Origin of the sequence: Paenibacillus sp. NPDC056722 (genome assembly GCF_042790635.1) — a bacterium.
Taxonomy (GTDB): Bacteria; Bacillota; Bacilli; order Paenibacillales; family Paenibacillaceae; genus Paenibacillus_AQ; species Paenibacillus_AQ agri.
The window spans coordinates 798,947-811,959 of sequence record NZ_JBHTYV010000001.1 but is presented as its reverse complement, the minus strand read 5'-3'; the positions used below and the strand labels follow the sequence as shown (position 1 = coordinate 811,959).

Here is a 13,013-nt window from a genome sequence, read left to right as displayed (position 1 = left end):
GATATAGGGTCCGCGAGGGCACCGGGATGATCTGCGAGAGGAGATGACAGCATTGGCGAATAAATTATCGGTAACGCCTATTGGCGGTCCGCCAAGCGATGTTGAGCATATAAAGAGTGAGAGTAATTATTTACGGGGCGCCTTGGTGGAGACCCTGCAGAATCCGATAACCGGAGGCTTGCCGGAGGATGATAACCGTTTGTTGAAATTCCACGGCAGCTATATGCAGGATGACCGGGATTTGCGGAATGAGCGGGAGCGCCAGAAGTTGGAGCCGGCCTACCAATTTATGCTGCGGGTCGTAGCTCCTGGCGGGGTGGCGACATCGGCCCAATGGCTGGAGATGGACAGACTGGCCCAGCTATACGGCAATGGCACCCTGCGTATTACGACGAGACAGGCTTTTCAAATGCATGGGGTGCTGAAATGGAACCTGAAAAAGACGATCAAAAGCATCAATGATTCTCTGATGACAACACTTGCGGCATGCGGCGACGTGAACCGTAATGTCATGAGCAACCCCAATCCATATCAGTCGGATGTACACGGTGAGGTTTATGAATGGGCAAGACAGATCAGCGATCATCTGTCGCCGCGCACACCAGCTTATCATGAGATCTGGCTGGATGGGGAAAAGGTAGTGGACAGTCTTGCAGACCAACCAGAGGTAGAACCGATTTACGGTCCGGATTACCTGCCGCGTAAATTCAAGATTGGCCTGGCGGTGCCGCCTTCCAATGATGTGGATGTGTTCTCCCAGGACCTGGGCTTCATCGCTATTATTGAAGATAACAAGCTGGTCGGTTTCAATGTCACTGTGGGCGGCGGGATGGGAATGACCCATGGCGATACCAATACTTATCCGCAGCTTGGCCGGGTCATCGGTTTCTGCAAGCCGGAGCAGTTGATTGATGTCGCCGAGAAGACGGTAACGATCCAGCGTGATTATGGCAACCGTTCTGTACGGAAGAACGCCCGCTTCAAGTACACCATCGACCGTCACGGTATCGAGTGGTTCACTGAAGAGCTGTATGACCGGCTGGGCTGGCAGCTGGAGGCGGCACGCGATTTTTATTTTGAGCACAACGGCGACCGTTATGGTTGGATTAAAGGCAGCAATGGACGCTGGAACCTGACGCTCTACGTTCAGAGCGGACGGATTCATGATCAGGAAGGTTATGAGCTGATGACTGGCCTCCGGGAGATTGCCAAGATCCATACCGGTGATTTCCGCCTGACCCCAAACCAGAATCTGATAATCGCCAACATCACTACAGCGAAGAAACGCAAGATTATGGAGTTGGCTCAGCATTACGGTCTGACTGATGGGGCCCATCATTCGGCACTGCGGAGAAGCTCACTGTCTTGTGTGGCCCTGCCGACATGTGGTCTGGCGATGGCGGAAGCCGAGCGTTATTTGCCGCTGCTGCTGGATAAGCTGGAACTGGTGATCGACGAGGCGGGTCTGCGTGACAAAGAAATCGTTATCCGGATGACTGGCTGCCCGAATGGCTGTGCGCGCCCGGCGCTGGGTGAGATTTCGTTCATCGGCAAGTCACCGGGCAAATACAATATGTACCTGGGCGCAGGCTTCACTGGGGATCGGCTGAATAAGATTTATCGGGAAAATATCGGCGAGGATGAGATTCTTTCGCTACTCACACCGATGCTTCACCGTTATGCCAAAGAGCGTCAATCGGGTGAGCACTTTGGCGACTTTGTCATCCGTGCCGGGTATGTGAAGGCGGTAACTTCAGGACTTAATTTTCACACGGTATAAAAAAGAAAGTTAGAACAGACAGTGGGATTATTAAAGCTCCGGCATTGCGCCGGAGCTTTGTTTTTTTTGTAAATTACAAAGTTGAAAACAAAACAGAGCTGATCCTCGGATCTAGTTAGATCTTTGGACCAGCTTTATTGTTAAAGATTATTGGGATATCAGAGTAATTATTAAAGTATTAGCTGATTGTGACACCTGCTCTAGCATATCCACCAATGGTGTTCAGCAGGCTTAGACCTGAAGCTGTTGCGGAGAAGACCAAGAGCAGGCTCTCTTGGCTTGTAACGGCTATCGATAAACCAGATGACAATCCGTTACTAATCTGACCAATAGGGATAATTCCTGTGAGTGCGGGGGCTAAAGTAACACTCGCTCCAGGGATCGGCGTAAAGGTATTGTTAGGAGTAACTGATCTATATAATTGTGCTGTAATCGTAATCGATGAGCCGACTAATGAAAGACCGGAAGTTGTGCTGAAGAAAGCAGCCATACTCGTAATTGTGCCAGGCCGAGGGCATTGAAATGCAAAGTTGAGTAGGGTGCCTGAAGAACCGGTTAAATCGATGGTTCCACCTGAAGCGCTGACACCTGTTACAGAGTTACCAAAGCCTACAAGGCTTGTTGTTCCGATTAATCCACCAACAATAGTGGTCATAGTGATTGGCACACCTGATGCGTACGGAATGATCGCCCCGGGCCCAGTAGCACCAGTGGTGCCAGTGGGCCCTGTTAAGCCCGTGGCGCCTACGGTACCAGTGGTGCCAGTGGGGCCGGTGAAGCCCGTGGCGCCGACAGTACCCGTGGTGCCAGTGGGGCCGGTGAAGCCCGTGGCGCCGACAGTACCCGTGGTGCCAGTGGGGCCGGTAACGCCCGTGGCGCCGACAGTGCCAGTCGAGCCCGTGGCGCCAGTAGAACCCGTGGCGCCAGTCGAGCCCGTGGCGCCGGTAGAGCCCGTGGCGCCAGTCGAGCCCGTGGGGCCGGTAGAGCCCGTGGTGCCGACAGTGCCAGTCGAGCCCGTGGCGCCAGTCGAGCCCGTGGCGCCAGTCGAGCCTGTCGCGCCAGTAGTACCCGTGGCACCAGTAGTGCCTGTAGCGCCAGTTGAGCCAGTGGCGCCAGTGGTGCCTGTGATGCCAGTCGAGCCCGTGGCGCCAGTCGAGCCCGTGGCACCGGTAGAGCCCGTGGCGCCGGTAGAGCCCGTGGCGCCAGTCGAGCCCGTGGCGCCAGTCGAGCCTGTCGCGCCAGTAGTACCCGTGGCACCAGTAGTGCCTGTAGTGCCAGTTGAGCCCGTGGCGCCAGTGGTGCCTGTGATGCCAGTCGAGCCCGTGGCGCCAGTCGAGCCCGTGGCGCCAGTCGAGCCAGTCGAGCCAGTAGTACCTGTCGCCCCGGTAGCCCCAGTATTACCCGTAGCACCTGTCGCCCCAGTAGCCCCAGTAGCGCCAGTAGCGCCAGTGGCCCCAGTAGCACCTGTCGCCCCTGCAGCCCCCGTGTCTCCAGTAGCACCCGTCGCCCCAGTAGCGCCCGTAGTGCCCGTAGCCCCAGTAGCGCCAGTAGTACCCGTCGCCCCAGTAGCACCTGTCGCCCCTGCAGCCCCCGTGTCTCCAGTAACACCCGTCGCCCCAGTAGCGCCCGTAGTGCCCGTAGCCCCAGTAGCGCCAGTAGTACCCGTCGCCCCAGTATCTCCTGTCGCCCCAGTAGCACCTGTCGCCCCAGTAGCACCCGTCGCGCCTGTCGCGCCCGTAGCGCCCGTAGCGCCCGTCGCCCCAGTATCCCCTGTCGCGCCTGTCGCGCCTGTCGCGCCAGTAGCCCCTATAGCCCCCGTATCACCTGTGGCCCCAGTAGCCCCAGTAGCCCCAGTAGCCCCAGTAGCCCCAGTAGCCCCAGTAGCCCCGGTATCTCCTGTAGCGCCCGTAACCCCAGTAGGCCCAATCGGTCCGCCGGCTGGTCCTGTAGGACCGGTTGGACCAGTTGGGCCAACTAATGAAGGGGCCGCCAAGATGCATTTCATTTTAAACACCAGGAGTATCTCTTTCTTAATGATTTCCTGCATCGTATTTTGAACACTTTCATTAATAGCAATCAGATCGCTTATAGAAGGTGGATTGGTTAATCCAGGTAGGGTTCCAACGGCGTATTGAATTTTTTCTGCTTCGGCATTAATGAGATGACCTAATCCTAATTCTTCAATGGCTATTGAGGATAACAAGAGGTTAAGCGCTTCATCTCTAGTGATGAGGACGGTAGGTGTAATATTAGGAATATCTTCTAGAGGCAAGAGAAACATCCCTTTACTTTTGGATTTTAATATCTTATGTGCTAATCCAAAGAAAGTTCCTCGACCCCTCGTACGATCTAGTTATTCCTTCTACTTAAATAGGAGTTGTTCTAAATGAAATCATAAAAAATTTGGATTTCTTCCGTTTTTCTTTCATAATATAAGGGGAGTACTACTAAACCATATAAAGAGCCATTATGATCAGTAATGGATTCTGTACAAAAAAAGAGGCGAATATATGATAATCATCAAAACGATGGAAGAGATCGAGAAGATGCGGGCTGCCGGCAAGATTCTTGCCGAATGCCATCGGCAGATTGCGCAAATTATTAAACCCGGTATTACTACCTGGGAGATTGATGAGTTTGCAGAGAAGTTCATCCTGTCCCAAGGGGCAACGCCTGAACAAAAAGGCTACCATGGTTACCCTTATGCGACCTGTGCATCAGTCAACGATGTGATTTGCCACGGTTTTCCGAAGAAAGAGCTTTTGAAGGAAGGCGATATTGTGACCATCGATATGGTCGTCAATCTGAACGGTTGGCTGGCTGATTCAGCCTGGTCTTACGGAGTGGGCACTATTAGCGATGAAGCGCAGAAGCTACTGGATACCACGAAAGAATCGTTGTTCCGCGGCATAGAGCAGGCGGTGGCAGGTAATCGGATCGGGGATGTAGCACATGCAATCCAGACTTTTGCTGAATCCAGCGGCTATTCGGTGGTACGTGACTTTATCGGGCATGGCATTGGCTCGGAAATGCACGAAGCGCCAGAGGTGCCGCATTACGGACCAGCAGGGAAGGGACCCAGACTCAAAGAGGGTATGGTATTTACCATTGAACCTATGCTGAATACCGGAAGCTACCGTACGAAGGTGGATGCAGACGGATGGACAGCTCGCACCATTGACGGCGGCTTGTCTGCTCAATACGAGCATACACTGGCGATTACGCCGCAAGGGACAATTATCCTGACAGAGCTTTAATTCCATAACCATACAATACCCCCGGCCCGCCTCACTTTAGTGTGAAGAAGGGCCAGGGGTATTTGTGTTTTAATCTGTGATATTGCTTGTATAGTATTCGATGATATCTTTACGACGGATGATCCCGATGAAAACTTCTTCCTCGTCGATTACAGGAACAAAGTTCTGATCAGCAGCCAGAGTCAGCATATCTTCCATTTGTGCTCTGACAAATACACTTTCGTTGTGCACATGCCTTTGAATATCGCTAATTTGCACCTCGCGCATCGTTTCAAACGTTAGTCCTGGCGTCCGCTTCAGCTTCCACAACAGGTCGCCCTCCGATAGAGTCCCTACATATTTCCCCGCGGCATCAATTATAGGGATCGCTGTGTAATGATGCTGTTCCAATTGCTCCATCGCTTCCAGCATGGACATTGAGGAGGTAATATAGGCAACCTGATCTTTAGGCAACAAAAAAGAGGATATTTCCATCGGTATGAACTCTCCTTTACTGTGGATTAATGGGCAGTGTCTCTTTTATTAAAACATATTCTAGGATGTAAGCGCATTGATTAATTGATTCTCATCTTAAAAACCCATGAAAACTCCCCTCAATCGGGATTCCATGGGTCGTTCGCGGTGATGCTGAAATTTAACGCTTCTGCTCCCAATGCTGAGGATATTTAACAACCGGGTGTTTAACCTTTTGTAGCTTGGAGATGAAGTCTGGGCTTACATTCAGATTGCTCTCCACAAGCTGGTGAGGCGTCAGGGCCATCCATTGATTGAGTGAAACATCCTGGAATCTGTCGCTTTTGAACATTTCCAGAAACCATAGACTCTCTGTACCGGTATTCTGAACATAATGTCCGAAGGCAAAAGGCACGTAACCTACGTCCCCGGCTCTGTAATCGAACGTACGGGCGGCTCCATCGCCTGCAAATACGGTCATCCGGCCTTGCCCCGAGAGGTAATACTGCCACTCATCATTATTAGGATGCCAGTGCAGCTCCCGCATACCGCCCGGTTCAATCTCCACCAGTGCTGCGGCGACGGTTGTGGAGATGGGGAAATTGGAGGAATCCACGATCCGTACACTTCCCCCGGAGGTTTTGAGTGGAGGTTGTGCGAGTAGCTGATGCTTAAAAGACAAAGGGATGGGGCCATACGGAGATTCAACAGCCTGGCTGTTAATAGGGCCTGGAACGGTATCCTGATAAATATATACCTGTTTGTCAGGGATGGATTGAAAGTCGCTTTCCGGAACTCCGAAATTGGCCGATAATACTTCTTTTGGCGTATGCGCGAACCAGTCTGAGATTGAGAGTGTGTTGAGGTCGGAGAAGCTGCCATCATCGAACACAAGCAGGAACTCACAGCCCTCTTCTAGGCCTTGAATGGAGTGAGGAATGCCGGGTGGAAAATACCACAGATCTCCTGGTCCGACATCAGCTATGAAATTTCTGCCGTTCTGGTCCACAGCTGTAATCCGAGCTCGGCCAAGCAGCATATAAGCCCACTCTGCTTGCTGATGCCAGTGCAGTTCGCGGACGCCGCCCGGGGTCAGACTCATATTCACTCCGGCCAGCGTGGTGGCGATCGGAAGCTCCCGCACGGTGATTTCCCGTGACCAACCGCCATGGTTCAACTGCATGTGTGTATCGGAGAACGAAAATCGTAGGTTCGGAACTAGCCCGTTATCCGTAACCGGCGGGACGAACATATCGGGGTTCTGTAAATCCCGTAAAATATCGCGCGGACCATTGTCTACATTCCCCGCACCGTCACTGCGGATCGGTTGGGGAATGTGAGTGGATTCGGAGGGATGCTTATTCATGAACTCATCTTCCTCTCTTTACGAAATGCCGGATGATTGACATACATGAGATTGTTATGAGGTTTTTCGGGCATTTATACGATTTTTGCCAAACAAATACAACTCCCGAGTGTGAATTGTGGGTTGTAAGCTGTTCAATAAGCAGATTGCGCCCTGAATCCGCCTTTTACAATCTCGGTCTTTAAGCCTGATTTCGCGGCCGTCACAACTGCGCTAGCAGGTAGCTGGCTAGTTACTTCGCTATCGGTGCAGAGCAGGAAGCAAAGCGCGGCTGCAGCCAGCAGCAAGAGGGACAGCAAAATCTTTTTAATATCGACGTGAAAATCCATAGCGTGGTATCTCCTTCTGTGTATCGTGTTGAGGCTGAAAATAATCCTGCTCTCCCTATGGAATGTAGGGCCATCTTCTTGATTTGAAGAGAGTTAACGAGCATAAAGCAGACCCCTTGGGGGAAGGGGTCTGTTTGTTCTGCACATTCGATCATTCTATATAAGAGGGGATGTCCGGGAATATCAATGTTTTTATGTGTGAAATGCATAGAGACAATTATTGTTGCGGTTGGGCTTTCTCTGAATCAGTGACTTTAATCTCTGCCTTATATTGCTTCAGAAGCTCAGCAAGGGCGTCCTTGATTTTGGCAGCATCCTTAGTAGCCACAGCTTCGTTCAGATTATTCTGAGCTTTAAAGAATGCATTGTTTTCTATAGAGACTACTGGGAATGCAGCGTCGAGTTTTACAGCTTTTCCTGCCGGAACGCCTTCCAAATCACCGGAAACTTTCACTTCACCGAGGGCTGTTGCCTGAGCTGGAATTGTAACCTCAGTCCATGTCAGCTTTTCCGCTTCTGAATTTTTGGGGCTTACCGCAGCCGTCTGGTTGCTCTTCGTAGTCTCAGACTTGGCCGGCAGCTCGATTTTTACCCCTTCTACGTTTTTAAGCGTGCCTTTTACGGCTTCGCCTTCCTTCAGCGTGGGAAGCGCAGGGATTTCAGAAATATTCTGAGCGGAAGAGGCATCTACTAGAATAGCCATAGGCAGTACTTCTTTGTATTTTTCCAGTACAGCTTCCCATTCGCTTACAGTTTCAGGTGCGTATTTTTTGGCCAGCTCCAAAGGGTTAGCCATTGTAAAGGCTGCAGTAGTGGCTTTCAATGGTTGGACGGCACTTGTTTCATTTTTGGTGTCTTTGAGATTTGCAGCACTGTCGGCGTTGGCAATAACCGGTACCGAGATGGCGGAGATCAGCAGGGCGGACAGGGCGGCATTTTTGAATTTCAAGCTGTAGTTCATTTTTCAACACTCCTTGTGGTTTGGTTTGTCTTACAATGTCCAATTTACAGGAGGAGTGTGGCACAATATTGGTTGATTTGTGGAAAAACAATGGCAACGCTCTTATGCTATATCTACCTTTGGTATACTTACTAAAGAGAAAAGACACAGGAGGACCACTTCATGAATAACAACTATCTCATCGCAGTAGTCGATGATGACGAGAATATCCGGACTTTAATAGAAGCATATCTGCACAAGGAAAATTACCGAACAATTGGCCTCGCGAACGCTGAGGATGCCTGGACATTATATAGAACAAGTCCACCGAGTATGTGGGTAATGGACATCATGCTTCCCGGTATGGATGGCTATGAATTATGCAGGCGCATCCGTAATGAGGGCGAGGTTCCAATTATCATGATTTCGGCCAAGGATAATGAAGTAGATAAAATCCTCGGTCTTGAACTAGGCAGCGACGATTATCTTGTCAAGCCCTTTAGTCCACGCGAACTGGTTGCCCGAATCAAGCGGCAGCTGGAGCGCTGGGTCCGGATCACGAATGCAGAAGAACGGGCAGCCCTTAATGAGACAGCGTCAGCGTCTTCCCGAATCGACATTGGCGAGCTCAGGCTGCTGCTGGAAGAGAGACGGGCAATATGGCATGGCGAAGAAGTGGATCTTACCAGTAAGGAGTTTGCTATGCTTAAAGTATTGGCAGAACATCCGAACCGGGCATTTACGAGGGACGAGCTATTGACGTTCGTCTGGGGAGACGATTACTTCGGCAGTGATCGTGCAGTCGATCATCTAATTAAGCGGATGCGCAAAAAAATAGAGGAATTACCGGTAGAGTCCGTATGGGGACACGGATACCGTATGCGTACAGACAGGAGTGAGACTTGAGATGAAGCTCGTTCACCAGATTAATCTTGCCTTCGGGTTATCATTGGCGCTGATTCTTTCGATCACGGCGGTGTTGATTCATTATGTGCTGCTGGATCATTTCATCGGGGCACAGAAAAGTGATCTCAAGACATTAAGCGCGGCGATGTCGGCGACTTTATCCCAAGCAGAAGAGAATATTACCTCAGCGAACATCCAGGATATGGGTACCCTGCAAAATGTGGCTGGAGTAGTTGTAGAACCGAGCCAGGCGACTAGTGGTACACTCCTTGATGTCACAAGTGCGATTCCAGCTGGTTATGCTGGTGTGGAAGCTATCGTCACCGATCCTAACGGGAAAGTGCTGACAGGTCCACTGCCGTTGAATGCAACGTCTTTGAAAGCAACCGATAGCTCTTTCTCAGCAGTCACGCCCGCACTGCTGCAGGAGGCCAAGCCTGTTACCTCCAGTCTTCAGGAATTATGGAATGGGAAAGATGGACGTTATGTGATGAATGTAAGTGCGATTCCACAGGGCACCCTAACGCTCCTGACTCCAATGAGCAAGATCAAGGCAATCGAGCAGGCGCTCTTGGGACGACTTGTTCTGGTAATCTTCATTGTAGGTGCAATCTTGTTCCTTCTCAGTTTGTTCATTACGAAAAAACTAATCCAGCCGCTAATGAATTTGAAGCAGGAATTGAAGAAGGTGAAGGAGCGGCATTTTACCGATGTACAGCTGGTCAGAGCCGGAGGTGAGATAGGTGCTGTGGCGCAGACCGTATATGAAATGGCCGGAGAGCTGAATCGGTTCAATCAGGTGCAAAAGCAGTTTTTCCAAAATGCATCCCATGAGCTGAAAACGCCTCTGATGTCCATCGCAGGGTATGCGGAGGGCATCCGGGATGGTGTGTTCGAAGGTGAGAGTGTTCGCACGGGCCTGGATGTGATTCTGGAGGAGAGCGGCAGGTTGGGGAAAATCGTAACGGAAATGACGTTGCTGGCGAAATTGGACAGCGAAGAGGATATTTTTAAGCCTTCTGAGGTGAGCCTAAATGAGCTATTGTCAGAAATGGCCGAGCGTGTCAACCCGCTGCTGGTGAAGAAAAATTTGAAGCTCCACATTGACTGTCCGGATAACAAAGCGCTGATCATTATGGCCGACCGTGATAAGCTGCTGCAGGCGTTGCTCAATATCGTAACGAATGCGGCAAGATATGCGAAGGAATACATTCATATCACGGGAAGTATTGAAAAAGGAAAGGTGGAGCTGACCGTCACAGATGATGGCCCCGGCTTCCCGCAGGAACTTCTACCGACCTTGTTTCACCGTTTCGTTAAAGGCAAGGACGGCGATTCCGGGCTCGGTCTAGCCATTGCCCGCGCGATTGTAGAGCGCTGTGGCGGCCTTATACAGGCCGCCAACCTCCAAGAGGGAGGAGCGATAATCACATTCGGCTTCCCTGTATCCAAGGGCATCTGAAGACCTCGGTTCAGATCCTACTCATATGAGAGACCTAAATAACAAACAGCGTGCCGTAATATTCTTGGCACGCTGTTTGCTATTGATTTCGTGTATAGAACTATGTTTGGTTCGTGTTTGGCACTATGTTTGATTCATGTATGATGTTATGTTTGATTTCATGTCTGACTATGACTGCGTTCGATTCTACTTGTATCTTACGTATCTCTCTACGTGTTTCAAAGCATGTTTCTTACCTTACGCAGCGCAGCAATTACTCCGGATTCATTAGCTTTCTTTTTTCTTCAGAATTTTTAAAAGCCTCGAGAATGGAGGATAGCAGCCCAGGGAATCGTATATTCAAATCCTCAGTACGCATGGATACGAGTCTTTGTGTGCCCTGAACGCGTACATTGACAATACCGGATTCACGAAGGGTACGGATATGATGAGATGCTGTAGATTTCACCACAGGTACATTAATGTCTCCGCAGGCGCGTTCACCTACGTTATGGAGTTCAGAAACAATTAATAAACGGATAGGATCGCTTAGGGCATCCAGAACCGTGGACAAATGAATATCTGCCTGATCGGGATGATATAGAAGTTTCACGGGAGTGCCTCCTTTTTTTGCTTATGATTGCATTATAGCACAAGTCGTGATATATTATTTTCAAATTTCGATTATAATCGAACAATAAAAATTGGATGGTGGAGAAAATGAATAAACAACCAGTCCCTGCCGCATCTGGCGGACAGGAATCGGCTGTGATAAATGAACGGGCAGTAGGCATTCTGCTAGGTGTAGCGATCGTGCTAGTCATCATGAATACCATGATGTTCAATTTGGCTCTGCCTGATGTTGCAGAAGCTTTTCATCTGACACCTGCGTTAACTTCGTGGATTGTCACAGGCTATTCGATCGTTTTTGCCGTCTCGTCTATCACGTACAGTCGTCTTGCCGATTTTGTACCGATCCGCAGGCTGTTCATAATAGGTATCTTGTCGCTGAGTCTTGCAGCGATAGTAGGGCTGTTCAGTAATAGCTTTATAATGCTTTTAATTGTGCGGCTCGTTCAAGCCACTGGTGCAAGTTCAATCCTTGCATTGACAATGGTTCTGAACTCCCGCTACATTCCGGTTGAGCGCCGCGGCAAGGCGATGAGTATAACCATGTCCTCCGTCTCGATGGGTCTTGGACTAGGTCCGGTTGCTGGCGGAGCTATTGTTGAGTATTTAGGCTGGCATATGTTGTTTGTAGTTACTGCAGTTACGGTGCTACTGGTACCGCTGTTCGTTATTTTTATTCCAAAAGAGCGTGTGCAGAAGGGGTCTTTCGATTTCCTGGGCGCATTGTTCATTAGTGCGGGCACGACAGGCCTGCTAATCGCCTTAACGAATCATTCCTGGATTGGTCTGGTTGTAGGTCTTGTAGCGCTTGTGTTGTTCGCTGCCCGGATTCGTTCAGCTAAGGAACCGTTTGTCTTACCGTCCTTGTTCCAGAACCGCCGCTATCTGATCCTGTCTGCGGTTGGTATCGCTGCTTATCTTTGCAGCTTTGCGACCTTGTTCCTGATGCCGCAGATTCTGGTGAAACAGTACAGTCTAAGCGCCATCCAGGCGGGAATGGTGATTTTCCCGGGATCGTTCCTGGCCATGGTTGTCTCCCAGCGGGTCGGCCGGTTTATTGATTCTCGCGGTAATAACCCGATTTTGCGTATCATACCGCTGTTCTTCCTGGCAGCCGTTGTCTTGTTTGCATTATTTGAGGGAAGCTCGTATGTAGCCATTATCTTTATTTACATGCTGATGAGCACCTGCTTCACAATTCTGTCGAGTAGCGTATCCAACGAAATCTCCCGTATTCTGCTGCCCGCCGAGATGGGCTCTGGAATGGGTCTGTACCAGCTACTGCAGTTCTGCAGCGGAGCCATGGGGGTTGCTGCTTCTGCCAGTGCACTAGCGATGCAAAAGAGTCTGCCAATGGGCATAGCCTATAGCAATATTTACTGGGGTCTGTCCATCATCGTCATCGTATCCATCGGCTGTGCAGTGCTCTACCTGAGATCGGCCATGCAGCGCCAGCCGCAGGTATAATCCGAATTTTACCTGGAGCTCCATAGCACAAAGGTAAAGGTAAAAAGTCCGAGAATCCTGTGTTTACAGGATATCTTGGACTTTTTATTTATTCAGAGCAGATTTCAAAGGTACCCTATAGCAGTGGGGTTCAGCAATGTCTTCGAGAGGTAGGATTAGACCAATGCGCATAAAAGACCGTTGACAACCCATAAAATAGATGATATTTTAAAAACACAAATTCCAATATAATTACTTTGAATTAATTAAATAACCGACTGTTCAGACAGAGGTGTTGCGCTTAAGTGAAGCGTGATACCTCTGTTTTTTTATTTCAACACCATAATAAGTGCTTACCAGAACAGCCTGCAAAACAAGCTGGGCAGAACAGGGTCATCGAAACAAACTGGATAGAACAGCATCATCGTATCAAGCTGGACCTAACACGTAGGAGCTAACGGACCT

Annotated in this window: 11 protein-coding genes; 5 read left to right on the top strand and 6 right to left on the bottom strand. The window is 50.0% G+C overall.

Translation table 11 applies throughout. The features are described 5' to 3' along the window. The first annotated feature begins 52 nt into the window (after positions 1 to 52). Entirely contained in the window at positions 53 to 1,780 is a 1,728-nt protein-coding gene (gene cysI, locus ACFRAM_RS03865) for an assimilatory sulfite reductase (NADPH) hemoprotein subunit (protein ID WP_379464605.1), read from the top strand. 178 nt (positions 1,781 to 1,958) lie between these two features. Here the strand turns inward: cysI and ACFRAM_RS03860 are convergent, their stop codons facing one another. Next, positions 1,959 to 4,052 carry an exosporium glycoprotein BclB-related protein gene (locus tag ACFRAM_RS03860; RefSeq protein ID WP_483875004.1) on the bottom strand — a complete coding sequence of 698 codons (2,094 nt, stop codon included), beginning with the start codon at positions 4,050 to 4,052 and terminating at the stop codon, positions 1,959 to 1,961. Positions 4,053 to 4,290: 238 nt separating this feature from the next. Here ACFRAM_RS03860 and map point away from each other — a divergent pair, with 238 nt between their 5' ends. Beyond that, entirely contained in the window at positions 4,291 to 5,037 is a 747-nt protein-coding gene (gene map / locus ACFRAM_RS03855) for a type I methionyl aminopeptidase (protein WP_379464603.1), read from the top strand. A gap of 69 nt (positions 5,038 to 5,106) precedes the next feature. Here map and ACFRAM_RS03850 read toward each other — a convergent pair whose 3' ends face one another. The 4 genes from ACFRAM_RS03850 to ACFRAM_RS03835 form a co-directional block, all read right to left on the bottom strand. Next, positions 5,107 to 5,511 carry a CBS domain-containing protein gene (locus ACFRAM_RS03850; RefSeq protein ID WP_175372431.1) on the bottom strand — a complete coding sequence of 135 codons (405 nt, stop codon included), beginning with the start codon at positions 5,509 to 5,511 and terminating at the stop codon, positions 5,107 to 5,109. Between the two features lie 160 nt (positions 5,512 to 5,671). Continuing rightward, positions 5,672 to 6,856: an oxalate decarboxylase family bicupin gene (locus ACFRAM_RS03845; RefSeq protein WP_379464602.1), complete on the bottom strand. Its 1,185-nt coding sequence runs from the start codon at positions 6,854 to 6,856 to the stop codon at positions 5,672 to 5,674. Between the two features lie 134 nt (positions 6,857 to 6,990). Next, the gene (locus tag ACFRAM_RS03840) at positions 6,991 to 7,185 is read right to left on the bottom strand and encodes a hypothetical protein (RefSeq protein ID WP_379464601.1); all 195 of its coding nucleotides are present in this window, start codon (positions 7,183 to 7,185) and stop codon (positions 6,991 to 6,993) included. Between the two features lie 217 nt (positions 7,186 to 7,402). Beyond that, positions 7,403 to 8,146 carry a hypothetical protein gene (locus ACFRAM_RS03835; protein ID WP_379464600.1) on the bottom strand — a complete coding sequence of 248 codons (744 nt, stop codon included), beginning with the start codon at positions 8,144 to 8,146 and terminating at the stop codon, positions 7,403 to 7,405. A 162-nt stretch (positions 8,147 to 8,308) separates the two neighbouring features. Here ACFRAM_RS03835 and ACFRAM_RS03830 point away from each other — a divergent pair, with 162 nt between their 5' ends. Next, positions 8,309 to 9,031 carry a response regulator transcription factor gene (locus ACFRAM_RS03830; protein ID WP_175372435.1) on the top strand — a complete coding sequence of 241 codons (723 nt, stop codon included), beginning with the start codon at positions 8,309 to 8,311 and terminating at the stop codon, positions 9,029 to 9,031. Position 9,032: 1 nt separating this feature from the next. Beyond that, positions 9,033 to 10,493: a sensor histidine kinase gene (locus ACFRAM_RS03825; RefSeq protein ID WP_379464599.1), complete on the top strand. Its 1,461-nt coding sequence runs from the start codon at positions 9,033 to 9,035 to the stop codon at positions 10,491 to 10,493. Positions 10,494 to 10,746: 253 nt separating this feature from the next. On the opposite strand, the gene ACFRAM_RS03820 is transcribed toward ACFRAM_RS03825, so the two are convergent. Continuing rightward, a complete protein-coding gene (locus ACFRAM_RS03820) occupies positions 10,747 to 11,085 on the bottom strand; it encodes an ArsR/SmtB family transcription factor (RefSeq protein ID WP_379464598.1) in 339 nt (112 codons plus the stop codon). Between the two features lie 107 nt (positions 11,086 to 11,192). Between ACFRAM_RS03820 and ACFRAM_RS03815 the strand changes: the two genes are divergently transcribed. Next, entirely contained in the window at positions 11,193 to 12,569 is a 1,377-nt protein-coding gene (locus ACFRAM_RS03815; RefSeq protein ID WP_379464597.1) for an MFS transporter, read from the top strand. The last annotated feature ends 444 nt before the right edge of the window (positions 12,570 to 13,013 follow it).